This window comes from Chitinophaga sp. Ak27 (assembly GCF_012726295.1).
In the GTDB taxonomy this organism is placed as follows: Bacteria; Bacteroidota; Bacteroidia; order Chitinophagales; family Chitinophagaceae; genus Chitinophaga.
The window spans coordinates 415,920-439,901 of record NZ_JABAOB010000006.1; the positions used below are offsets into that span (position 1 = coordinate 415,920).

The 23,982-nt window shown below is 46.3% G+C and carries 15 protein-coding genes; 13 read left to right on the plus strand and 2 right to left on the minus strand.

Annotated elements, in window-relative coordinates; genetic code table 11:
• Positions 1–53 precede the first annotated feature (53 nt).
• The 12 genes from HGH90_RS21450 (at position 54) to HGH90_RS21505 (ending at position 20,452) form a co-directional block, all read left to right on the plus strand.
• Positions 54–2,375, plus strand: a complete 2,322-nt coding sequence (locus tag HGH90_RS21450; protein WP_169191866.1) for an NADP-dependent malic enzyme — start codon at positions 54–56, stop codon at positions 2,373–2,375.
• Positions 2,376–2,487: 112 nt separating this feature from the next.
• The gene (locus HGH90_RS21455; RefSeq protein ID WP_168767004.1) at positions 2,488–3,519 is read left to right on the plus strand and encodes a hypothetical protein; all 1,032 of its coding nucleotides are present in this window, start codon (positions 2,488–2,490) and stop codon (positions 3,517–3,519) included.
• 62 nt (positions 3,520–3,581) lie between these two features.
• The gene (locus HGH90_RS21460) at positions 3,582–4,325 is read left to right on the plus strand and encodes an MlaE family ABC transporter permease (protein WP_168767005.1); all 744 of its coding nucleotides are present in this window, start codon (positions 3,582–3,584) and stop codon (positions 4,323–4,325) included.
• Between the two features lie 2 nt (positions 4,326–4,327).
• A complete protein-coding gene (locus HGH90_RS21465) occupies positions 4,328–5,143 on the plus strand; it encodes an ABC transporter ATP-binding protein (RefSeq protein ID WP_169191867.1) in 816 nt (271 codons plus the stop codon).
• Between the two features lie 179 nt (positions 5,144–5,322).
• Positions 5,323–6,210, plus strand: a complete 888-nt coding sequence (gene sucD, locus HGH90_RS21470; protein ID WP_145660657.1) for a succinate--CoA ligase subunit alpha — start codon at positions 5,323–5,325, stop codon at positions 6,208–6,210.
• 146 nt (positions 6,211–6,356) lie between these two features.
• Complete coding sequence (locus HGH90_RS21475; protein ID WP_169191868.1) at positions 6,357–12,410, plus strand: alpha-2-macroglobulin family protein; 6,054 nt, start codon at positions 6,357–6,359, stop codon at positions 12,408–12,410.
• Between the two features lie 73 nt (positions 12,411–12,483).
• Entirely contained in the window at positions 12,484–13,518 is a 1,035-nt protein-coding gene (locus HGH90_RS21480) for an NAD(P)/FAD-dependent oxidoreductase (protein WP_168767008.1), read from the plus strand.
• Between the two features lie 144 nt (positions 13,519–13,662).
• Positions 13,663–15,411, plus strand: a complete 1,749-nt coding sequence (aspS, locus tag HGH90_RS21485) for an aspartate--tRNA ligase (RefSeq protein WP_168767009.1) — start codon at positions 13,663–13,665, stop codon at positions 15,409–15,411.
• A 311-nt stretch (positions 15,412–15,722) separates the two neighbouring features.
• Positions 15,723–16,298, plus strand: a complete 576-nt coding sequence (locus tag HGH90_RS21490) for a glucosaminidase domain-containing protein (protein ID WP_168767010.1) — start codon at positions 15,723–15,725, stop codon at positions 16,296–16,298.
• A 21-nt stretch (positions 16,299–16,319) separates the two neighbouring features.
• Positions 16,320–17,723 carry a hypothetical protein gene (locus HGH90_RS21495; RefSeq protein WP_168767011.1) on the plus strand — a complete coding sequence of 468 codons (1,404 nt, stop codon included), beginning with the start codon at positions 16,320–16,322 and terminating at the stop codon, positions 17,721–17,723.
• Positions 17,698–18,981 (plus strand): GDSL-type esterase/lipase family protein, encoded by a 1,284-nt coding sequence (locus HGH90_RS21500; RefSeq protein ID WP_168767012.1) that lies wholly within the window; start codon positions 17,698–17,700, stop codon positions 18,979–18,981. The genes HGH90_RS21495 and HGH90_RS21500 overlap by 26 nt, the downstream gene beginning before the upstream one ends.
• The gene (locus HGH90_RS21505) at positions 18,968–20,452 is read left to right on the plus strand and encodes an MBOAT family O-acyltransferase (RefSeq protein WP_168767013.1); all 1,485 of its coding nucleotides are present in this window, start codon (positions 18,968–18,970) and stop codon (positions 20,450–20,452) included. The genes HGH90_RS21500 and HGH90_RS21505 overlap by 14 nt, the downstream gene beginning before the upstream one ends.
• Before the next feature lies 1 nt (position 20,453).
• Here the strand turns inward: HGH90_RS21505 and HGH90_RS21510 are convergent, their stop codons facing one another.
• A complete protein-coding gene (locus HGH90_RS21510) occupies positions 20,454–21,374 on the minus strand; it encodes a helix-turn-helix transcriptional regulator (RefSeq protein WP_169191869.1) in 921 nt (306 codons plus the stop codon).
• 157 nt (positions 21,375–21,531) lie between these two features.
• On the opposite strand from HGH90_RS21510, the gene HGH90_RS21515 reads away from it, so the two are divergent.
• Entirely contained in the window at positions 21,532–22,860 is a 1,329-nt protein-coding gene (locus tag HGH90_RS21515) for a porin (protein WP_211093121.1), read from the plus strand.
• Positions 22,861–22,905: 45 nt separating this feature from the next.
• On the opposite strand, the gene HGH90_RS21520 is transcribed toward HGH90_RS21515, so the two are convergent.
• On the minus strand, positions 22,906–23,958 hold the full coding sequence (locus tag HGH90_RS21520) for a sensor histidine kinase (protein WP_168767015.1): 1,053 nt from the start codon (positions 23,956–23,958) through the stop codon (positions 22,906–22,908).
• Between the last annotated feature and the right edge of the window lie 24 nt (positions 23,959–23,982).

The following is a 23,982-nucleotide window of genomic DNA, read 5'->3' on the forward strand; positions in this document are numbered from 1 at the left end:
GCGCTATTTGAATACTTCGTATATTGCACGCCCAATAACAATCTTATATTTATATGGCAAAGAAACTGAATAAGCAGGATGCGTTAGACTATCATGCAATGGGCAGGCCGGGTAAAATTGAAGTCATACCTACAAAAGACACTAAATCACAATGGGATCTGTCACTCGCATACTCTCCCGGAGTAGCAGAACCTTGTAAAGAAATTTACAACGACGTAGAAAACGTTTATAAATATACCGCGAAAGGTAACCTGGTGGGCGTTATCAGCAATGGCACCGCTGTACTGGGATTAGGAGATATAGGTCCTGAAGCCGGCAAACCGGTAATGGAAGGTAAAGCCGTATTATTTAAAATATTTGCCGATATAGATGTATTTGATATAGAGCTGGACGCTAAAGATCCGGATACCTTCGTAGCGGCTGTAAAGGCCCTGGAGCCCACCTTTGGTGGTATTAATCTGGAAGATATCAAAAGCCCGGAATGTTTCGAAATTGAAGACAGGCTGAGAAAAGAACTGAAAATTCCGATCATGCATGATGATCAGCATGGTACGGCCATCATTTCTTCCGCCGCTTTACTGAATGCGCTGGAACTGGTTAAAAAGAAGATAGAGAAGGTGAGAATTGTGGTAAACGGCGCGGGCGCCGCTGCCATGGCCTGTGTAAAGCTGTATGTAGCCCTGGGCGCCAAATCGGAAAATTTCATCATGTTTGATAAGGATGGTGTGTTGAACAAAGACCGCAAGGACTTATCCGACAGGCATAAGCAATTTGTTACCAATACCAAAATAACTACATTGGCAGAAGCCATGAAAGGAGCGGATGTGTTCCTGGGATTATCAGTGGGCAACGTGGTTTCTACCGACATGATCAAGAGCATGGCTAAGAACCCTATTGTGTTTGCCATGGCAAATCCTGACCCGGAGATAGCTTACGAAACCGCTATTGCCGCCCGCCCGGATATCATAATGGCTACCGGCCGTTCTGATTATCCCAACCAGGTAAACAACGTATTGGGCTTCCCATACATTTTCCGTGGCGCACTCGATGTGCGGGCCACACAGATTAACGAAGCCATGAAACTGGCAGCCGTAAGAGCCCTGGCAGAAATGGCCAAATCGCCGGTACCGGATATCGTTAACCTGGCCTATAACGAAAGAAATATTTTCTTCGGACCTAAATACATTATTCCTAAACCACTGGATCCCCGCTTATTGAGCACCGTAGCGCCTGCAGTAGCTAAGGCCGCCATGGAAAGCGGTGTTGCCCACCGGCCCATTACCGATTGGGAAGCTTACAGGAATGAGCTGAATCATCGACTGGGACTGGATAACCAGCTGTTCCGCGTAATAGGTACGAAAGCGCGCCGTGATCCAAGAAAGGTTGTATTTGCGGAAGCAGATAATCTGAAAGTGCTGAAAGCTGCCCAGGTAGTGAACGACGAAGGTATTGCCCACCCCATCCTGCTGGGTAATGAAACCCGTATCCGTGAACTGATGCTGGAAAATGCCATCGACATTGAAAATGTAGTGATCATTGATCCGAAGAGTGAAGAAATGAAGGAAATGCGTCATCGCTTCGGAGATCTTTTCTTCAAGAAGCGCCAGCGCAAAGGACTCAACCAGTACGAAGCCCGTAAAATTATGCGTGAGCGTAACTATTTCGGCTGTATGATGGTGGAAACCGGCGAAGCAGATGCGCTGATTTCCGGTCTTACCCGCAAATACCCGGATACGATCCGTCCTGCGCTGCAGGTAATAGGTATGGAAGATGGCGCCAAACGCGTAGCTGGTATGTACATTATCCAAACCAAACGCGGACCGTTGTTCCTGGCAGATACCACCGTAAACTTCAATCCTACGGCAGAAGAACTGGCCGATATTACCATGATGGTGGCTAAGGAAGTGAAAAACTTCAATATCACGCCCCGCATTGCGATGCTGTCTTATTCCAACTTTGGCAGTAGCCAGACGCCCGAGGCGCAAACAATGAGTAAGGCGCGCGAAATCGTAAAACAACGCGATCCGTCGCTCATTGTAGATGGTGAAATACAGGCTGCAATGGCCTTTAACAAGGAAATTCTGAAAGATAACTATCCGTTTACGGAACTGTTGGGAGAAGAAGTAAATACCCTCATCTTCCCTAACCTGGCAGCGGGTAATATCGCCTATAACCTCTTACAGGAAGTAGCCGGATTTGATGCTATTGGCCCCATCCTGTTGGGCATGAAAAAGCCAGTGCATATCCTGCAATTGGGTAGTACTGTGCGCCAAATAGTAAACATGGTGAATATCGCAGTGGTAGATGCGCAGGAGAAATGCTGCCGTCAGGCTAGTGAAGAGGAAAAAAGAAAGAAAGAGAAAAAGAAAAAGTAAACGATAAAGCATAGCAAAAGCTATTGCGGAGATGACCGAAGCGATTTTTAATATCCGCTATCCTCATTCTCTGCAATAGCTTTTTGCTTTCCGCTTTTTCCTATATTTAACCATGCAAACTATTTCCCGTAAGAAAATATTTTTCCCTATCAACTCGGCCTTCCGCAATTACCTCAAATTATATGAGCGGGAGTTGAAGTTGCCTATATCCTACGAGGAACTGCGGTATTATGATCAATCTATTTCCGTGTATGATAAAGAGGGAAAAGACACGCTATGGGAAACCGTTTTCTATCCCCAGAGCATGGTTGGATCCATTCACGCAGGGCTAAAGCGGATATATTCTATTTTGAAGGCGGGTGGGGATCAAACCGCAGAGGAGCACCTACATATAGAACGGATCGATTACTGCACTTTCGGAAATTCTCATCCTTTTCGTATTAAAATCGTCAATAACTACAATGAAGTATACGACTATTTTTATATTAAGATAGCCGATGCTTCCCGTATTTATGGCCTGGAACTGGAGCATATCTTATCTCCCTACTGGATGAACTTCCTGATAGATGGTAATACCCTGGTAGAAGAACATATTGCAGGTGTACCTGGTGATCAGTTCATTTCGCATTACCTGAACAGGCCTGAGTTTAACCCGAAGCGTATCGCCAAAGAGTTTGTGAAATTCAATGAACGCTGCTTTGTACGATTATTGGGTGATATGCGTTCATATAACTTCGTGTTCGATATCACGCCTGATTTTGATGATGTGCAGTTCAGAATACGGGCTATAGACTTCGACCAGCAGTTTTACGAAGGCCGGCGTACACTCTACATGCCGCAGTATTTCAAGGAAAACAGGGTGTTTGTAGATCTGGCGATTAAGCACCTGAATGCGGAAGTAGTGAAACAATATCAACAGGAGGAACGTGCCGTAATTGCCCGCCGTATCAAAGCACACCGCCACCGGATCAAGGATCTGCGGGATGTGATCATGACCGACCGGGTGTCTTTCCCTGAAAAAATACAGCAGTTAGGGAATGAGTTGGCCGAATATTATCATGATGCCGTTTTCTCGCGTTGCAAGACCATGGGGGAAATTATAGAACGTAGTTTAAAACGTTTGCTGGTGAGCAGCTTACGGTAAGCCTGGTATTAAATCTTAAATTAAGACAGGTTTGAAAAAATCCTTCCTATCTTTGATCAGTTATGGAGTTCAAATTCTTCTATCATTTCGGAAATTTCCTGCTAATGTTAAAGGGCATGTTTTCCCGCCCGGAAAACATGAAGATGTACTGGAAACAATTTATGCAGCAATGCGTGGATATCGGCGTAGGGTCGTTTGGGATAGTCTTTATTATTTCCCTGTTCATGGGTGGTGTAACGACGCTGCAAACAGCCTATCAGCTTGTAAGCCCTATCATACCCAAGAGTACCATTGCACAGGTGGTACGTGATACCATTATCCTTGAGTTTGCTCCAACCTTGACCAGTATTGTACTGGCCGGTGTGGTCGGCTCAAAAATAGCGTCGGAATTGGGTAATATGCGGATATCCGAGCAAATTGACGCCCTGGAAATTATGGGTATCAATACCAAAGGATACCTTATAGCCCCTAAAATCCTGGCTGCCGTACTGATGATACCAGTCCTGGTTGCCATTGCGGGTTTCCTGGGTATCTGGGGTGGTAAGGAAGCGGGGGAGCTGTCTGGAGTACTGTCTGGCGAACAATTTATGCAGGGATTACGACAGGAGTTTAAAGCATACAACGTATTTTTTGCGATGGCTAAATCCTACACTTTCGGATTTATTATTGCCAGCGTATCTGCCTACTACGGCTATAATGTTACCGGTGGCGCATTGGAAATCGGTAAAGCCAGCACCACGGCCGTCGTGGTAAGTTGTGTGTTGGTATTATTCATGGACTACGCATTAACGGCTATATTACTGTAATCATGATTGAACTGAAAGACATAAGAAAGAGCTTTGGGGATAAGGAAATATTGAAAGGCGTGTCTACAACAATGGAGCCCGGTAAGGTAAACCTGATCATTGGCGCCAGTGGTAGTGGCAAAACCGTATTGATGAAATGCATTGTGGGATTGATGGGCGTAGACAGTGGTAAGGTACTGTATGATAACCAGGACTTTACCAGTATGGACGATAAAGAGAAAAAAGGCATCCGCCAGGAAATAGGCATGTTGTTCCAGGGATCTGCCCTATTTGACAGTATGACGGTGGAGCAGAATGTAATGTTTCCCCTGGAAATGTTTGGTGCTGGCACCCATAAAGAAAAGAAAGCCCGTGTAGACGAATGTCTGGAAAGGGTACAGCTTAAAGAAGCCGCTAAAAAATATCCTGCTGAAATCAGCGGTGGTATGAAGAAAAGAGTAGGTATTGCCCGCGCCATTGTGCTGAATCCAAAGTATCTATTCTGCGATGAACCCAACTCCGGCCTGGATCCGCAAACCTCCCTGCTCATCGATAAACTGATTACCGAGCTTACCAAAGAATATAATATCACTACTGTGATCAATACCCATGACATGAATACAGTAATGGAAAGTGGCGACCACATTGTATATATGTACCAGGGTCAGAAGCAATGGGAGGGAAGTAATAAAGACATTGTATTCAGCAAGGATCAGAAATTAAACGACTTTATTTTCGCGTCTGAGTTCCTCCGGGAAGCCAAAGAAATGCGGCAGTTAGAAATGTTTAAGGATGGAAAGTGGCGGGATCAGCTGAAAAAAGAACAGGACGGGAAATAGAAAATAGTATGTTATACATTAGTATAAATATATATACGGAGAGATGTTCCTTAAATTATTTTCCCGGGCGATTGGTAGCTTTATCTTAAAGGCGATAAATTGCAGAATTATGGAAATCGGCTTATTTTTGCCGTCCAGAAGAATCAGATATATAATATTAAACCAATAAAACAAGCGCGATGAGTGTTTTAGTTAATAAGGATAGTAAAGTGATTGTTCAGGGATTTACCGGTACTGAGGGTACATTCCATGCTACGCAGATGATTGAATATGGTACCCAGGTAGTGGGTGGGGTTACCCCTGGTAAGGGTGGCACTACGCATCTGGAGCGCCCGGTATTCAATACAGTAGCGGATGCAGTAAAAGCAACAGGTGCAGATGTTTCTATCATTTTTGTACCGCCAGCATTCGCAGCAGATGCAATCATGGAAGCTACCGAAGCTGGTATTGCCCTGGTGGTATGTATCACCGAAGGTATTCCTGTTCAGGATATGATCAAAGCGAAGAATTTCCTGCAGGGAACTACTACCCGCCTCATCGGGCCTAACTGTCCTGGTGTTATCACCGCAGAAGAAGCTAAGGTAGGTATCATGCCTGGCTTTATCTTCAAAAAAGGTAACATCGGTATCGTTTCCAAATCCGGTACCCTCACTTACGAAGCAGCTGACCAGGTAGTAAAAGCTGGTTTAGGCGTTTCTACCGCTATCGGTATTGGTGGCGACCCTATCATCGGTACACCTACGAAAGATGCAGTAGAGTTGCTGATGAACGATCCTGAAACAGAAGGCATCATCATGATCGGTGAAATTGGTGGTAGCATGGAAGCAGATGCCGCTAAATGGATCAAAGAATTTGGTACTAAGCCGGTTGTAGGCTTCATCGCTGGTCAAACCGCTCCTCCGGGACGCCGTATGGGCCACGCCGGTGCTATCATCGGTGGTGCAGACGATACCGCCGCCGCTAAAATGAAGATCATGGCGGAATGCGGTGTGCACGTTGTAGAAAGCCCTGCCAACATCGGTAAAACCATGGCAGAAGTACTGAGCAAGAAAGCAGCCCTGGCATAATTATCTGCAGGTAAAATATATAAAGGTGAAAAGTGAGGCGGTATCATCCCATCACTTTTCACCTTTTTTTATCCCCCATTTATGGAAACCTTACTGAAACCCGCATCTCTTTAAAAAGTATCTTACTTCATGTAAATAACGGTTTTATGCGTTTATTCATCGGAATATTCATTGTTTTAATCTTTAGCAGCATTCAGATAATGGCCCAGTTTAATTATGATAACTCCTGGAAAAAAGTAACCACCCTCGAAGAAAAGGGATTACCTAAATCGGCACTGGAAGTGGCAAACGATATTTACGCCCATGCTGTAAAAGACAAAGCAACGGTACAGGAGATCAAAGCATTGATCTACCAAATGAAATACAATACCCAGATCAAAGACAGCAGCACCCTGGAAAACATGCAACGCATCGATAAGCAGATAGCTGCTGCCTCCGGCGCTCAAAAAGCGGTTCTGCAAAGCATCAAGGCAGAAATGCTGCTCCGGTATTTTCAGTATCACCGCTACCAGCTGTACAACCGCACCGCTATCGCCGGCGATGAAGGCACAGATATCACTACCTGGGGCATGGAAAAACTACACCGGGAAATTACTGACGCTTACGAGTCCTCTTTGTCTGATAAATTATTATTGGAAAAGACTGCGCTCCGTGAGTTTGATCCTATTATCATACCTGGCAATACCCGCGCATTACGGCCCACACTATACGATTTGCTGGCCCATCGCGCCCTGGAGTATTTTAAATCCGGCGAGTCGGCTATCACCAACCCGGTTAACCAGTTTGAGCTGACAGATGCAGCAGCTTTTGCCCCCGCAGCCACCTTCGCAGCCCATCGCTTTACTACCACGGATAGCGCCTCTTTGCAATATCATGCCTTGTTAATCCTACAGGAGCTTATTCGCCTGCATGCCGGAGACAAAGCAGCCCTGCTGGATATCGACGCAGAAAGAATTACCTATATGAACCAGGTAGCGGTGATAGACAACAAGGACGACCTTTACCTGCAAGCCCTGGACCAGATGACCCAAACCTATACCGGCCAACCAGAAGTAACAGCCATCCTGCAACTACAGGCCGCTCACTACCTCCAGGAAGGCCTACATGAAGAGGCGCCCAATGCAGCTGCTATCAAAAAAGCAAAGGAAATTTGTGAGAAAGCCATACAACTGGCGCCTCAATCGGCCGGTGGCGTAGCCTGCGCCCAGATGCTGGACCAGGTGAACGAAAAATCGCTGGAACTGACCACGGAAGCAGTAAACGTACCAGCGTTGCCCTTTAGAACCCTGGTTAAATACAAGAACATCAATAAGATCTACCTCCGCATGGTAAAGGTGGATGAAGCATTCCTTAAACAGCTACGCAAAGCGCAGCAGAATTACCGGAACGATGAAAATTCTTACTGGAAACTAGCGTTGGCGCGGCCAGCGCTGAAATCATGGGAACAAGCCCTGCCCAACCCCAACGACTACCTCTTACATAAGGCGGAGATTAAAGTTGATGCATTACCGGCAGGACATTACATGCTGCTGTCCAGCGTAGATCCTGCATTTGCGCTGAACAATAACCCCATGGCCATGCAGTTGACCTGGGTGTCAAATATTAGCTATATCAGCGGGAACAGCGAATACTATGCGCTGGACCGCACTACTGGTAAGGCTTTACCAGGAGTAACGGTAGATATATATAAAGGCAACTACCGCGATGACCAGGATAACTGGACATTATTGCAAAGCCTGGTGACCGATAAAAATGGTAATGTAAAAGTCAAGTATGCTAATAATGGCCAACAGATCCGTACTCACTGGAAAAATGGTGCAGATGAACTGTATATAGATGAGTACAAGTATTTCTATAATAATACTTACAACAACAATACTGACGGCATCTATCACTACCTCTTCGCCGACCGGGGGATTTATCGCCCGGGTCAAACTGTTTACTTTAAAGGGATTGTCATAAAGCAAAATGCCAAGGAGGTACAAAGTCAGCTGCAACCAGGCTATCAATCCAATATCTATTTATATGATGCCAACGGTACCAAAGTAGACTCCCTGAAATTGACCACCAACGAATATGGAACTTACTCCGGGAAGTTTGTTTTGCCCGAGGGGCGAATGAACGGTATTTTCTCCCTGAAAGAAGCCAAAGGGAAAGGAAACCTGGCTGTCCGCGTGGAAGAATATAAACGACCTAAGTTTTATGTTGCCTTTGATTCCGTGAAGGAAAGCTATCGTTTAGGCGACACTGTTACTGCCACCGCCAAAGCACTCGCCTATGCAGGAAACAACATCGATGGGGCAAAAGTAAAGTACCGGGTAGAACGCCAGGTGCGTTATCCCTACTTATGGATGTTTTACCGGAAACCTATACCTTATTATGCTTCCCGTGAAATTGCACACGGTGAAACCACCACGGATGCCAATGGCGCATTTACTGTAAAATTCCCGGCGCTGAGTGATAAAACAGTAGACCCGGCCAACAAGCCTATTTTTAGTTACTACGTACATGCAGATGTAACAGATCTGAACGGTGAAACCCGCAGTGCAGGCCAATCTGTGAGCGTAGGTTACCAATCCATGGAAATAGAGCTGCGTGCCGCAGAGCGCATGCAGCAAAAGGAATTGGCGGATATCAGGATTATTTCCAAGAACCTGAATGGTGGCTATGAACCGGCTACACTTCAGGTACAACTGAAGCCGCTTACACCCAACAAACGCCTGATACGTCCCCGCTACTGGGAAAAACCAGATCAGTTTGTAATGGACGAAACAGCCTATGTCAGCACTTTCCCGGTAGACATTTATAAAAATGAAGATGAAACCGCTGCCTGGCCCCGTCTGTCGCCAGTGATGCAGGAAACCGTGAAAAGCAATCCCGATGGCCGGGTAACCCTCAATACCCAAAAGTTGAAACCTGGTTTTTACGAACTGGAAGTAAGTACCATTGATAAAAACAATGATACAGTAACACAGAAAACCACCTTTGAGCTGGTAGACCCAAATGCCAAAGTATTGCCGGCTCCTGCCTATTTGTGGACTTATCAGCCTGAAGCCACTGTAGAACCGGGCAATACCGCCAGCATCCTATTCGGTACCAGCGCAGGCCCCTTGAATATATTACAATCCACGCAAACCGTGGAGGATGGTGATGTACATACCAGCGTGGATCTCGGTGGGGTGAAAAAGCTGGAATATTCTATCACAGAAAAAGAAAGAGGCGGTAAACAGATCAACTATATTTTTGTAAAAGATAATCGCATATTCACTACAGAAGCAGGCATTGTTGTTCCCTGGAGCAATAAGGACCTGCAAGTGAAACTCGGCACTCACCGCGACAAGTTGTTACCCGGCGAAAAAGAAAAGTGGACAGTTCAAATTTCCGGCAATAAAGGTGAGAAAGTAGCTGCAGAAATGCTGGCTGCCATGTACGATGCTTCGCTGGATGCCTTTGCCCATAGTGCCTGGTCCATACCCGGTATTTATCCATATGCTTCCAGGCCCTCTGCTTTCAACGGCAGCGAAAACTTTAAAATGGAAGTATCTACCGGGCTGTATATCCGTCCGGATAAATCTTATCCATCTGAGTCAAAAGAGTATGATGAGTTGAACCTGTTTGATTGGAACATGGCAGATGGCGGAGGTTGGATGGGAGCAGGCCCTGGCGGAAATATACGTAGAAAAGCTTTAGCCGGAAGAGTTCCAGGCTTAGTGCTGGCGGAAGATGCTAAAATGATGGCTCCGGCGCCCGCATCGGCTTCTGCAATAGGCCTTGCTAAAAATGCTCAATTAAATGAGATAGTAGAAGTAGGATATGGAACTAAGAAAAAAACGGATACCGCCGAGGCCCCGGCGGGCGAAGCTCCTGTTGCCTCCGTCCGTAAAAACTTCCAGGAAACGGCCTTTTTCTTCCCCGATCTTCATACCGACAAAGACGGCAATATTTCTTTCGAGTTCACCGTGCCGGAAGCCCTTACCAAATGGAACTTCCAGGCGCTGGCACATACCAAAGAGCTGGCATTCGGCACCACAAGTGCCAGCATCGTTACACAGAAAATGCTGATGGTGCAGCCTAATGCGCCCCGCTTTGTACGTGAAGGCGATAAAATAACCTTCACTGCTAAAGTGAGCAACCTGTCTGATACCCTGCAGATAGGCCAGGCCCACCTGGAATTGCTGGATGCAACAACTATGCAGCCAGTTGACGGATGGTTCCAGAATATCTTCCCTGTGCAACATTTCACAGCTAAACCGGGGCAAAGCACTGTGGTAAGTTTTCCTTTACAGATTCCTCATGGTTTCCAAAGTGCGTTGATATATCGTGTAACCGCGCAGGCAGGCAACTTCAGCGATGGAGAGGAAAACGCCCTGCCGGTGCTCACTAACCGGATGTTGGTAACAGAAGCGATGCCTTTGCCGGTAAGAGGAGATGGAAAACATGATTTTACTTTTGAGAAACTGCTGCATAGCGATGCTTCCCAAACACTGGTGCAACATGCCGTTACAGTAGAATATACCAGCAACCCTGCCTGGTATGCGGTACAGGCATTGCCCTACCTGATGGAGTTCCCGTATGAATGTGCAGAACAGGTGTTTAACCGTTATTACGCCAACGCACTTGCCACCTATATTACTGGTGCTACGCCAGGCTTAAAGTCGGTATTTGAAAAATGGAAAACTACCGACACCACCGCATTGCAGAGCAACCTGCAGAAGAATGAAGAACTGAAAGCAGTATTGCTGCAACAAACACCCTGGGTGCTGGAAGCAAAGAACGAAGCGCAACAGAAGAAAAATATCGCCTTGTTGTTTGATCTGCAACGCATGAAACAGGAAAGCAAATCTTCCCTGGATAAACTGGCTGCCAAACAATTGCCCAGCGGCGCTTTCCCCTGGTTTACCGGCATGTGGGAAGATAGATTTATTACACAGTATATTGTGGCGGGTATTGGCCACCTGCAACAACTGGCGGCGGTAAAAGACCCGGTAACCACAAATATGGCTAATAAAGCCATTGATTACCTGGATAGACTATTGGATAAAGATTACTATGAGCTTATCAAAAGAAAAGCGGATCTGAAAACACCACAGATCAACTACCTGCAAATCCACTACCTCTACGCCCGCAGCTTCTTCGATAAGCCCGTGCCAGACGCGATGAAAAAGTCTTTCGACTTCTTTTACGCCCAGGAAAAAATGGTGTGGACAAAGCAGGAACGCTATGCACAAGGCATGATAGCCCTGACCCAATTCAGGAAAGGAGATAAGGTAACGCCGGCGGCTATATTGAAATCGCTGAAAGAAAATGCGATAACCAGCCCGGAAATGGGGATGTATTGGAAAGATGTGGTTGCTGGCTATGGCTGGCAGCAGGCGCCTATTGAAACACAGGCATTGCTGATAGAAGCATTCCAACTGATTGGTAAAGATGAGAAAGCAGTAGCCGATATGAAGACCTGGTTGTTGAAAAACAAACAAACCAATAACTGGTCTACCACCAAAGCTACCGCCGATGCCTGCTACGCCATGCTTCTGCAGGGTAGTAACTGGCTGGCTGCCAATCCGCAGGTTACGTTGCAACTGGGTACACAAACCATACAGCCTGTGGCCACCGAAGCAGGCACTGGCTACTTCAAGGAAAAAATAGATGGCAAAGCGGTAAAGCCGGATATGGGACATATCAGTGTAACCGTACAAGACAGCAAGGGACAACCTTCCTGGGGAGCCGTGTACTGGCAGTATTTTGAAGAGCTGGATAAGATTACCACGGCTAAAACGCCATTGGTGCTGGAAAAAGAACTGTACAAAGAAGTGAACAGCGACAAAGGCCCGGTACTCACCAGGATTACAGATGGCAACGAACTGAAAGTGGGAGATAAAGTGAAAGTACGCATTGTGCTGCGTGCCGACAGGACCATGGAATACATTCACCTGAAAGATATGCGGGCAGCTTGTTTTGAGCCAACCAATGTAATCAGTACCAGCAAATGGCAGAATGGTATGAGTTATTATGAAAGTACCAAAGATGCATCTACAGATTTCTTCTTCAGCTATTTGCCCAAAGGTACATATGTATTTGAATACGCCTTATTTGTAACACATGAGGGCCGGTATTCGAACGGCATCAGTGAGGCGCAATGCATGTATGCACCGGAGTTTACAGCGCATAGCGAAGGGTTGAATGTGAAAGTGACAGAGTAAAGTCAACACAAAATACAGGAAAGGGGATTTTGCGGTTTTCCGTAAAATCTCCTTTTTATATCTTCGCAGCATCATGAGGAAAGCAGATTACCTTATTATAGGGCAGGGAATTGCGGGAACCATGCTGAGTTGGTTCTTACTACAGGCAGGGAAAAAGATAATTGTTATCGACGATGCCAAACCCAACAGTGCTTCGCGGGTGGCTGCAGGCATTATTAACCCGGTATCTGGCCGTCGTTTTGAGCCAGCCTGGATGTATGATACTATTTATCCGTTTGCAAAAGCTACCTATCTGCAGCTTTCGGCTTTGCTGCAGGTACCGGTTTTTACCGAACGTGAGCTATGGACGGTATTCCCCTCGTCCCAAATGAGAGACGCTTTCCTGAACAAGACTACCGGTAATGAATATACGGAGCTGCCAACTACCCTGAAATATGATGCATTCCTGGACCAGCCGTATGGCGCTGCCATTGTGCAGGGAGCTACCGTAAATCTCCGGGCCTTGTTGCCCGCTTATCGTCGTTACCTGGCAGAACAGGATGCTTTGCTGGAAGAACATTTCGACACAGCAGCCCTGGAAATAACAGCTTCCGGTATAACGTATAAGGACGTCAGTGCCGGCAAAGTGATTTGCTGCGATGGAGTGGGGACTACCAGTAGACCTTTCTTTAAAAACGTAAAATTTTTGCCCAATAAAGGGGAGGTACTGCTGGTGAAGATACCGGGATTAGTAACCAATGATATTCTGAAGAAGAGCATTACCCTCGTGCCCCAGGAAGATGGATTGTATTGGGCGGGGTCTTCTTTTGTATGGGATTATACAGACGATCGGCCTACAATGAAGCAGCGGGAAGTATTGGAAAAGAGTCTGCAACAGTTGCTTAAGGTACCATATGAGGTGGTCGATCAGTTATCGGCTGTACGGCCTTCCGGAAACGACCGCCGGCCTATTATTGGTTTTCATCCGGAGTATCCCGCCATAGGTATATTTAACGGGCTTGGAACCAAGGGTTGCTCGCTGGCGCCTTTTATGGCAGCGCATTTTAAGGAAGTGCTTGTTGCAAATGCCCCACTGATGCAGGAAGTAGACTTGCACAGATATTTTTAACATACTCCCGGGATAAAATGCCCGATGCAAACCGTATCTTTGCCCCCCTTATGGGTGTAAGTGCACAACTGGATAGTGGTCGCCATTTGCAGACAGCTTATTCCGTATGTCAACCATAAAACTAACTAAATCAATTATTTGCGCATGTACAGGACGCACACTTGCGGGGAATTACGAATGGAACAGGTGGGCCAGGAAGTAACATTGGCCGGATGGATACAGACAGTAAGAAAGTTTGGCAGTATCAATTTCTTTGATCTGCGAGACCGGTATGGTATTACGCAATTGTTGTTCGGCGAAAGCCTGAATGCAAAACTGGATGCACAGCCCCTGGGCCGTGAGTTTGTTATCCAGGTAAAAGGTACCGTAACAGAGCGTTCCAATAAGAATAAGAATATTCCGACAGGAGATATAGAAATCACGGTAAGCGACTTCACGATCCTCAACGCGGCTAAAACACCGCCGTTTACCATCCAGGATGATACCGATGGTGGTGATGAGCTGCGTATGAAGTACCGTTTCCTTGATCTGCGCCGCAATGCGGTAAGACAGAACCTGGAGCTCCGCTACCAGGTTGGCCGTGCAGCACGTAATTATCTGCACACCGCCGGTTTCATGGATGTGGAAACACCTTTCCTGATTAACTCTACCCCTGAAGGCGCACGCGATTTCGTGGTGCCCAGCCGTATGAATCCAAACCAGTTCTATGGACTACCACAGTCGCCCCAAACTTTCAAGCAATTGTTGATGGTGAGTGGGTACGATCGTTACTACCAGATCGTAAAGTGCTTCAGGGATGAGGATTTGCGTGCAGATCGTCAGCCAGAATTTACGCAGATCGACTGTGAGATGAGCTTTGTAGAACAAGAAGATATCTTGACCACTTTTGAAGCGATGTTGAAATATATCTTCAAAGAGATCAAAGGTCTTGAGTTTAATGAGCCATTCCCTAGAATGACTTTCGACGATGCCATGGAATATTATGGTAACGATAAACCGGATATCCGCTTTGAGATGAAGCTGGTAAACCTGAATGATACCGTAAAAGGCAAGGGTTTTAAGGTATTTGACGAGGCAGAACTGGTAGTGGCTATTGCTGCCAAGGGCTGCGCCGAATATACCCGTAAACAACTGGATGAATTAACAGACTGGGTAAAGCGTCCGCAGATTGGCATGAGCGGTCTCATCTATGTTAAATATAATGCGGATGGCACGCTAAAGAGCTCTGTGGATAAATTTTTTGATGAATCGCAATTGGCATTATGGGCGCAAAAATGTCAGGCGCAACCTGGAGATCTTATCCTGGTGCTGGCTGGCAAGGAAGAGCGCACTCGTAAAGCCGCCAGCGAGCTCCGCCTTGAAATGGGAGAACGGCTTGGGTTACGCAACAAAAACGAGTTTAAACCGTTGTGGGTAATAGACTTTCCGCTTTTTGAGTACGCCGAAGAAGAAAAACGATGGGTGGCCCGTCACCATCCGTTTACGTCACCAAAGCCAGAGCAGATTGCCCTGATGGATGATCCTTCACAATACGCTAAAATTAAGGCAAACGCCTACGATATAGTTTTAAATGGTACAGAAGTCGGTGGTGGTTCTATCCGTATTTTCCAGCGCGATCTGCAACAGAAGATGTTCGCCGCTCTGGGAATGACTAATGAAGAGGCAGAACGCAAATTTGGCTTCCTGTTGGGTGCATTTGAATATGGTGCACCACCGCATGGAGGTATCGCACTCGGATTTGACCGCCTGTGTGCGCTGTTAGGTGGCAGTGAAAGCATTCGTGACTTTATCGCATTCCCGAAAAATAACTCGGGTCGCGACGTAATGATGGATGCTCCTAGTGAAATTGATCAAGCGCAGCTTAATGAGTTAAGGATCAGCCTGGTTAAGTGATTTCCAGGGGCGGGTTTAACTAAACCGTAACAGCCTCTGCCGTAGAAACGGACTTACCGGCATAGTCTTTGCAAGAAGAGGGCTTCGTAGCTAAAAATCCCCTTTGATATGGCAATTTGCTGCATCAAAGGGGATTAGCACTAATATAGGGACAATATTTTTTAACAAGAGATTAACGAGAGTAAAGAAACAGAGAGAAGAGATATTATTAAATTTTTTAAAGTAATATTGCGATGTGATCATCGTTGATATGTGAGGAAGAAATGATGCTGAAAACAAAGAAAAAACTATCACCAACAAAAAATACTACCATGAGAATTTCTACATTCTTGAAGCGGACAGTATGGTCAGGTGCGGTGTTAATATTGCTCATGCTCAGCAATGTTGGGTTTGCTCAACAATCGACAACCAATTATTTGAAGAAATTTAAACCAGTATCCGTAGAAATTATGCAGGAAACCGGTATACCGGCAAGCGTTATCCTCGGAATTGCTATGCTGGAATCTGGCACCGGTACCAGCAGAAATGCTAAATTGCTGCATAACCACTTTGGTATTGTAGGTAAGAACGACCTGGCAAAGACCAAGTCCGGACACCGCTCCGTATACAAACAATATGTTACTGACCTGGCTTCCTACGAGCATTTTGCGGAGCTGTTGGCCAGTAAAAAATGGTTCGGTCAAATGAAAGGAAACCCCGAATTTTCCGCCTGGCTCAAAAAAATGAACCATAGCGGTTATTCTTCCGCCGGCCATGAATGGATCAGAAGAGTGACAAATATTATTAACCGCTATAAATTGTATAAGCTGGACGCAAGCATGGATAGCGTGGCAACGGACTCCAAGCAATGGTTAACCGTAGGCATGCCGCCAGCAGGCGAACAGTGATGCGCTAACCTATTATAAACTATGTCCGGCAAAAATAAGTCTGCCTACCCGTTTTATATCATTATTGGAACGCTCGCATGCCTGGTAGGACTGTCACAACTGAACTACCGCTTATCATATAAAGACTTTCAATTCAGGAAACTGGATTTGTTGTCAGATCTAAGAACAGATTCAGCTTCCACAAACAATCAAAAGCTTACTGCTGCCGGTAGAGGCAACAGTAAGCTTTCTGGTTTAGACAGCAGCGCCGGAGCTGCCAACCCCCAAGTACCCAATCCCGATCATGCTCATGACTTCATGTCGTATACCGGGATTATGGAATATCCTTCCCCTGTTCCCGGAGATAGCTCCGCTGGTATGCAGCATTTCTTTAACGCGCTTCGCGAACTGAAATCCGGTAAGCGCCGTAAAGTACGGATTGCCTATTTCGGCGACTCTATGATTGAAGGGGACCTGATCACTGGTGACCTGCGCGACAGCCTGCAACACTTCTTCGGTGGCGCTGGTGTAGGATTTGTACCAGTTACCTCCGTGGTGGCTTCTTTCAGAACCACTATCACACATACCTTTTCTACCGACTGGAAGGACTATCATTATAAAAATTCTCCCCCTTCTAATATCACGCTGGGCCTGTCGGGGCATACCTTTTACCCGGGTGGAAACAGCTGGGTGAAATACTCGCCTGTGAAAAAGCCGTTGCTCGACAAATTCCAGGATATATCCCTGTTATATGGGCCTGTAGCTTCCAGCACCGTTACCATTAACGACAAAACCTATACGCTTTCTGGTAATGAAACAGTGAACAGGCTGGACCTGGCGCAGGATACTGCGCAACCTTCGCTGATGTTGCGTTATAGTGGCAGCGCCATGCCTTTCTATGGTGTTTGTTTTGAAAATGGGAATGGCATTTATGTAGACAACTACTCCTTCAGAGGAATCAGCGGAGTAGAACTGGGCCATCTGTCGGCCGAAATGGTACGTCGTATGCAACAGGAACGTCCTTATGACCTCATCGTGATGCACTATGGCGCCAACGTACTATTTCGCCCGGAACTGACAGATTACAGCTGGTACGAGCGCCCGATGAAGAAGGTAATGGATTCCTTGCGCAACGACCTGCCAGGTACTTCTTTCCTCATCATTGGTACAGCAGATAAATCTTACCGCAAAGCCGATAAATATATCACTGCACCAGGAGTGCCTGCATTGCTGCAGGTGCAGCACGACCTGGCTGCAAGCCATGGTACCGCCTACTGGAACCTATACGCCGCCATGGGTGGCGACGGTTCTATGGTAAAGTGGGTAGAGGGCGATACCGTCATGGCCAATAAAGACTATACACACTTTAACAGAACAGGAGCAGCCAAAGTAGGAGCGCTGCTTTATAAAGCTATTATGAATGAATACAGGCTGGCACAACCTTAACAAAACATGGGTGGCAGTGCTTTCGCTGTTGCTCGCCGGTATTACAACAACTTATGCACAGCAGGTAAACGTTAACAATATTCAGCAGGATACTGCACTGTTTAGCGTTTTTCATTCCCTTTCCGCTGCAGACAGTAGTGTAATATCTATTCTTCACCTGGGCGATTCCCATGTGCAGGCAGGCTATTTTCCGTTGGCCACGGCTTCGCTGCTGCAACAACAGTTTGGATATGCCGGCAGGGGATATGTATTCCCTTATAGCCTTGCAGGCACCAACGGCCCGGAAGACTTCAGATGGAACAGTACGGTAAGATGGTCGTCGGAGAGAGTGGTAGACCGGAATAAGTCCAGTGTCCTTGGCCCTGGCGCCATTGTGATCACTTCCCTCAATGATGCACCTAACCTGGCTTTCTCCGGAAAACCAGACGGGAGTATGGATAATAACTTCCGCGAGGCAGAACTGTTGTATGATGCCGGGAATACCAACAATACCGTGGTGGCGCCTGATGCTACAGTTACGGTGACCCCCGCTCCATTTCCAGGCTCGCCAACCATCAGTATGGCTACCCTTCATTTCCCGCAAGCGGTCAACTCATTCCAGGTAAGGTGGGAAGGTACAGGTAATGGGCCATTCCGCTTTTTTGGTGCGGTCATGAAAAACGGTCGTCCGGGCATACTATACCATAGCATTGGAATTAATGGCGCCATGTACCAGCAATACAACGAGTTTGATAACACGCTTTTGGCACAGATGGCAGTGCTGAAACCACAGCTGGTTATCATCTCCCTGGGTACAAATGAAGCATATGGGGGCAGGATGGATCCGCTGGCCTTCAGAGATGAAATAGAAAGAATGGTAACCCTGATCGGGGAACAAAATCCTGCTGCCCGTATTCTCCTTACCACACCGCCCGATTGTATGCGCGCCGGGAGGAAAGGAGTGAGAAAGAAAGTAGGGAAAAGAAAATATAAGACGATATATCATACGGTATATTACCCCAACCCATATATTTCAATGGTTACCCAGCAGATTATGGGATATGCCCGGCAACACGGCATTGCCTGTTGGAATTTTAATGCGGTAAATAAAGCGCAGAAGGATAGATTTGCAGGGGCATGGGCGCCAGACCATATTCATTTTAATGTGAGAGGATACCAGCAACAGGGCCAGTTACTATACGAAGCCCTGCAGCAATCTTACACGCATTACTTACAGCAAACCAAGAAAAATCCAGTTATCTCCAATGATCAGCATTAATGAGTTGTTGTCAGAACTGTTGTACGACGAGAAAAATCCGGTTCTCTTTAACAGCGGTTTCTTCTTTTATTACTTTGCTTTATTCATGATGTGTTACCTGCTGGCCAGTAGGAGCAAAACCGCCAGGGTATGGGTGTATACAGTATTCTCCCTGTATTTTTTCTATAAAGCCTGCGGCTATTATGTGGGATTGGTTATCCTGTCGGCCATTGTCGACTTTAATTTATCGCGATGGATCTACCATAGTAGTGATAAAAAAGTAAAGAAATCGTTGCTCATATTTAGCATCCTGCTGAATATAGGATTGCTGTTTTATTTCAAGTACACCAACTTCTTTATTGGTATTATCAACGATGTTACTGCCGGACATATTCATCCATTAAGCCTCATCCTGCCGATTGGGATTTCCTTCTATACCTTTGAGAACCTGAGTTATACGATCGACGTATATCGTGGGGAAATCAAGCCGGTAAGCAATTTCATGGATTATCTCTTCTTCCTGTCTTTCTTCCCGAAACTGATGATGGGCCCCATTGTGCGTGCGGCAGATTTCATTCCGCAAATATCCATGCCTTATCGTCTTACCTCTGAAGACATCGGGAAGGGGATGTACCTGATTATGGGTGGTTTGTTTAAGAAGATCGTGATATCTGACTTCATCTACCAGAATTTTGTACAATATATTTTTGATGACCCCAGTAAGCACACTGGCCTGGAATGCCTGATAGGCGTGTATGGCTATGCCCTGGTGATCTATTGCGATTTCTCCGGTTATTCTGATATGGCGCTGGGTATTGCCCGGTGGACCGGCTTTAAGATTCCGCCTAACTTTGACTCTCCCTACCAGAGTTCCTCCATTACAGAGTTCTGGCGCCGCTGGCATATTTCATTGTCCAGCTGGTTGCGCGATTACCTCTATATCCCATTGGGTGGCAACCGTAAAGGAAAAGTACGTCAGTATATTAACCTGGCGCTGACCATGTTAATCGGTGGCTTCTGGCATGGCGCGAGCTGGAATTTTATATTCTGGGGAGCGATGCATGGCAGTGCGCTGGCCATTGATAAGGTACGCATTGACTGGTTGAAAAAACGTAAAACAGTGATAACTGGTTGGAAAGCCACGTTCTTTAAGATAATAGGCGTACTCATTACTTTCCACTTTGTATGTTTCTGCTGGGTATTTTTCAAGGCTGCTACGTTCCATGATGCCTGGTCGCTGTTACACCAGGTAGCATACGATTTCCAGCCAGAAATAGCGATAGAACTCTACCAGGGGTATACCGCCGTGTTCTGGGTAATGGTGCTGGGTTTTGTATTGCATTTCCTGCCTTCCAGGGTAGAATTCTCGCTGGAGAAGTTTCTTGGAAGGGTGCCAGTGGTGGGCAGTGTAGCCATCATGGTGGTATTCATATGGTTGTTGGTGCAGGTAAAGAGTACCCAACCCATGATTCCGATCTATTTCCAATTTTAATTCAGCGCTTTTGCCAGGGAATGAAGATCTCACAATGATCGATTCCGGTGAGCGAAATAAAGAAATGATTGCCACTCATTTTAAAGTACCCGGATCTGCAACTGGTATTGATAAACTGGTACATAGGCAGGCCGGCAGCAACAAAGCTCATGGGGACTGGCAATTTTTTATAACTACCTCCGGGAATCATTTTGGTATACAGGCCATGTGATTCCTGGAAGGTGAGCTGTATCTGCCGATGTGCCCTGTCATAGACACTTTCCTGGGGCACGAGAATACCTGCATACATCATCATTTTACTATAAGAGGTAACTGGTACCACATCCAATGTGCCGGTAATTACCATGGCACCAGACAGTTGCAGTACCGCATTAATAGTATGCAGCTGCTGCTGGTACCGGTCCATATACTCCACCATGCTTTTTACCGGGTTGTTGTTTTGAGGCAATATGTTGTAGTACAGGATATAATCCGGTAGACCTACATTGAGCGTTCTGTCTGTAGAGAAAATGAGATGTTGTGGATCGTTATGGGGCGTAGTGGCTTTCGACGTTTCTGCCAGTGTGTGCGCTTCATTGGGTAAGTACAGCCGGTCGCGGAAGTTGACAGGAGATTCGTTGTACAGTTCCCGGAAGCCCCTGGTAAAGCTGGAATGCGTATATCCACACATTTCCGCAACCTGTTTTACGCTAAAGTCACTATGCCGCAGGTAGCCGGCGCCCGCTTCCAGTCGCCTTCTTTTGGCAAAGTGAACATAAGATTCACCGTACATTTCCACAAACTTATGCGAGAAGTTGTCGTATGATTCGGCAATCATTGCAGCTACAGTTCTGACGTCCCTTTCACCGTAAGGATCATCATGCGATAAAGCAATGGCGTGCTCAATCTTCTTTTCCCAGTGGGTAATGGTGGAAGTTTTCATATTGGCATATTTGGAAGATGATTCTAATGTAGTCAGAATGATAATCTGGTTTGCGGGATCTGGCAAAATGGGGGTGTATTAACGAGCGCTTAACATCTGACTACTTCTATTAAATAATAGTTAATTATCTACTTTTGCGCAATAATTCAAAAACGAGATGCGCATAGCCAGAATATTACCAGTTGTTCTTTTGATGTTGTTATCCAGTATGGGCGCCCGGGCGCAATTCCTGATGGATATGATAGATACCACCTCTGAGCTGGGAAAGGGTATGATTTCCATCTACCAGAAGTATGATGCGCTACGTTTTAGCGGCTATATCCAGCCGCAGTTCCAGATGGCACAGTCTAAGGGAGCAGTCGGTTACGCAGGCGGCGATTTTGGTGCCGCTGTTGATAACCGGTTTACACTTCGCCGTGGCCGTATCCGTGTGGATTACGAACGCTATAATAAGCAGGATATGCCCGTAGTACAGTTTGCTTTCCAATTTGATGGAACAGAGCGGGGCGTGTTTATCCGGGATTTCTATGGCCGCTTCTTTGAAACTAAATTCAATGTATTATCACTGGTGGGAGGAATGTTTGCCCGTCCTTTTGGTTATGAGGTAAACCTGTCGTCGGCCGACCGCGAAACCCCGGAGAGAGGGCGTATGTCGCAGATACTGATGAAAACGGAGCGCGACCTCGGCGCGATGGTCTCTTTTGAGCCCCGCCGCAAAGATCATCCATTACGGTTTCTAAAAATTGATTTAGGCGCTTTTAACGGGCAGGGGCTGACTGCTACCACCGATTTCGACAGCCACAAAGACATTATAGGGCGTATTGCCATTAAGCCTCAGCAGATAGGGGCTTCGAAAACCCTGGTATCTGCCGGAGTATCGGTGTTATATGGAGGCATGCAGCAGTTTACGAACTATATCAATACTATGGGTACAGTAAACGGTAAACCAGGTTATCTGGTAGATTCCAGCGTAGTCAATGCCGGGAAGATTGCGCCCCGTCACTATTACGGCGCTGATATACAGGTGAAAATTCCGAATGGTCCCGGAAAAGGCAGTACCCAGTTCAGGGCTGAGTATATCCGGGGACAGCAAACCGCCACAGCACAAACAACCGAAACACCCGGCGCTATCCCGCTTACTCCCCAGGGAAAATATGCACCGCTGTACATCCGCAGTTTTGATGGCGCCTACCTGTATTTCCTGCAGAATCTGGCCAGTGAGCAACATCAGCTGGTGATAAAATACGATTGGTATGATCCCAATAAAAAGGTGAGCGGGAAAGACATTGGTGTGCCGGGATCAGGGTTAACGGCGGCGGATATACGTTATAATACATGGGGAGTTGGCTACCTGTATTATGCGAACGAACACCTGAAGTTTATGTTTTATTATGACTGGGTGACTAATGAAGAAACAGCACTGGAGGGATATACCAACGATTTGAAAGATAATGTGCTGACCTGCAGAATGCAGTACCGGTTTTAATAATCAACGGATTTGCGGATATCACTATCCGCAAATCCGCTGTCCTTATTGCTCTCTCCCCGACTCCATTGTGAAGCCGAAAGTACTGCCTATTTCAGGCTTGCTGCGAACAGTAATAGATTGGTCGTGTGCCTCTACGATATGTTTTACAATAGCCAGGCCAAGACCTGTACCTCCTATATCGCGGCTGCGGGCACGGTCGGTGCGGTAAAAACGTTCAAACACACGAGGCAGATGCTCTTCTGCCATACCGATGCCATCATCAGATATTTCTACCAGTACCCGTTTACCATCCATGCTGTAAATACTGGCAATGGTATGGCCATCAGGTTTACCGTATTTGATGGAGTTATCTACCAGGTTGATTAGCACCTGCCTGATTTTCTCTTTATCTGCAAACACCGGCTGTGGCGCTTCGCAGCCTTTTTTGATGCTGAATTTTATGCCTTTGGTATTGGCTTTCAGGGACAAGGTATCAAATACATCCTTGATCAGGTCCTGGATAACGAATACTTCTGCGTTGATCGTCATTTCACCACTTTCGAGTTTGGATATTTCATCCAGGTCATCAATAAGGCGGCAAAGGCGATCAATATTTTTGGTGGCGTTTTTCAGGAATAATTTGTTCACGTTGGGGTCTTCCAGCGCGCCATCCAGCAGCGTGTGAATATAGCCCTGTACGGCGAAGATGGGGGTTTTCAATTCATGAGAAAGATTGAGCAGGAACTCTTTCCGGAATTCTTCGTTCCGGCGCAGGTTTTCCAGTTCTTCTCTTTTCTGGCTGGCCCATTTTTCCACGTCTTCACTTACCTCTTCAATGGTTTTCAGGGGAAGTATATTCTTCTGGAAGAACTCTTCCCGCTTGGATGCTTTGGTTTGGTAAATGAACTTGTAGATCAGCTTTATTTTACGGTAAATAAAGTTCTGCAACGTGTAGAGGTACAGGTAGTAGGAAACAAGAAACGTAAGTATAAATGCCCCCAATACCACCTTCCAGTTGCCATCAATTAGCAGGCTTCCCAATGCTATAACAGCTGATATTATCAGGGCTGTAAATCCCGCCAGTTTTTGCGGGGATAGGTTTTTAGCTTTAAACATACTCCAAAGTGAGTAATTAGTATA

What these genes read in the sequence shown, in the direction of transcription:
- HGH90_RS21450 (WP_169191866.1), top strand. Translation starts at nt 54, where the DNA reads ATGGCAAAGAAACTGAATAAGCAGGATGCGTTAGACTATCATGCAATG.
- HGH90_RS21455 (WP_168767004.1), top strand. Translation starts at nt 2,488, where the DNA reads ATGCAAACTATTTCCCGTAAGAAAATATTTTTCCCTATCAACTCGGCC.
- HGH90_RS21460 (WP_168767005.1), top strand. Translation starts at nt 3,582, where the DNA reads ATGGAGTTCAAATTCTTCTATCATTTCGGAAATTTCCTGCTAATGTTA.
- HGH90_RS21465 (WP_169191867.1), top strand. Translation starts at nt 4,328, where the DNA reads ATGATTGAACTGAAAGACATAAGAAAGAGCTTTGGGGATAAGGAAATA.
- sucD (WP_145660657.1), top strand. Translation starts at nt 5,323, where the DNA reads ATGAGTGTTTTAGTTAATAAGGATAGTAAAGTGATTGTTCAGGGATTT.
- HGH90_RS21475 (WP_169191868.1), top strand. Translation starts at nt 6,357, where the DNA reads ATGCGTTTATTCATCGGAATATTCATTGTTTTAATCTTTAGCAGCATT.
- HGH90_RS21480 (WP_168767008.1), top strand. Translation starts at nt 12,484, where the DNA reads ATGAGGAAAGCAGATTACCTTATTATAGGGCAGGGAATTGCGGGAACC.
- aspS (WP_168767009.1), top strand. Translation starts at nt 13,663, where the DNA reads ATGTACAGGACGCACACTTGCGGGGAATTACGAATGGAACAGGTGGGC.
- HGH90_RS21490 (WP_168767010.1), top strand. Translation starts at nt 15,723, where the DNA reads ATGAGAATTTCTACATTCTTGAAGCGGACAGTATGGTCAGGTGCGGTG.
- HGH90_RS21495 (WP_168767011.1), top strand. Translation starts at nt 16,320, where the DNA reads ATGTCCGGCAAAAATAAGTCTGCCTACCCGTTTTATATCATTATTGGA.
- HGH90_RS21500 (WP_168767012.1), top strand. Translation starts at nt 17,698, where the DNA reads ATGAATACAGGCTGGCACAACCTTAACAAAACATGGGTGGCAGTGCTT.
- HGH90_RS21505 (WP_168767013.1), top strand. Translation starts at nt 18,968, where the DNA reads ATGATCAGCATTAATGAGTTGTTGTCAGAACTGTTGTACGACGAGAAA.
- HGH90_RS21510 (WP_169191869.1), bottom strand. Translation starts at nt 21,374, where the DNA reads ATGAAAACTTCCACCATTACCCACTGGGAAAAGAAGATTGAGCACGCC.
- HGH90_RS21515 (WP_211093121.1), top strand. Translation starts at nt 21,532, where the DNA reads ATGCGCATAGCCAGAATATTACCAGTTGTTCTTTTGATGTTGTTATCC.
- HGH90_RS21520 (WP_168767015.1), bottom strand. Translation starts at nt 23,958, where the DNA reads ATGTTTAAAGCTAAAAACCTATCCCCGCAAAAACTGGCGGGATTTACA.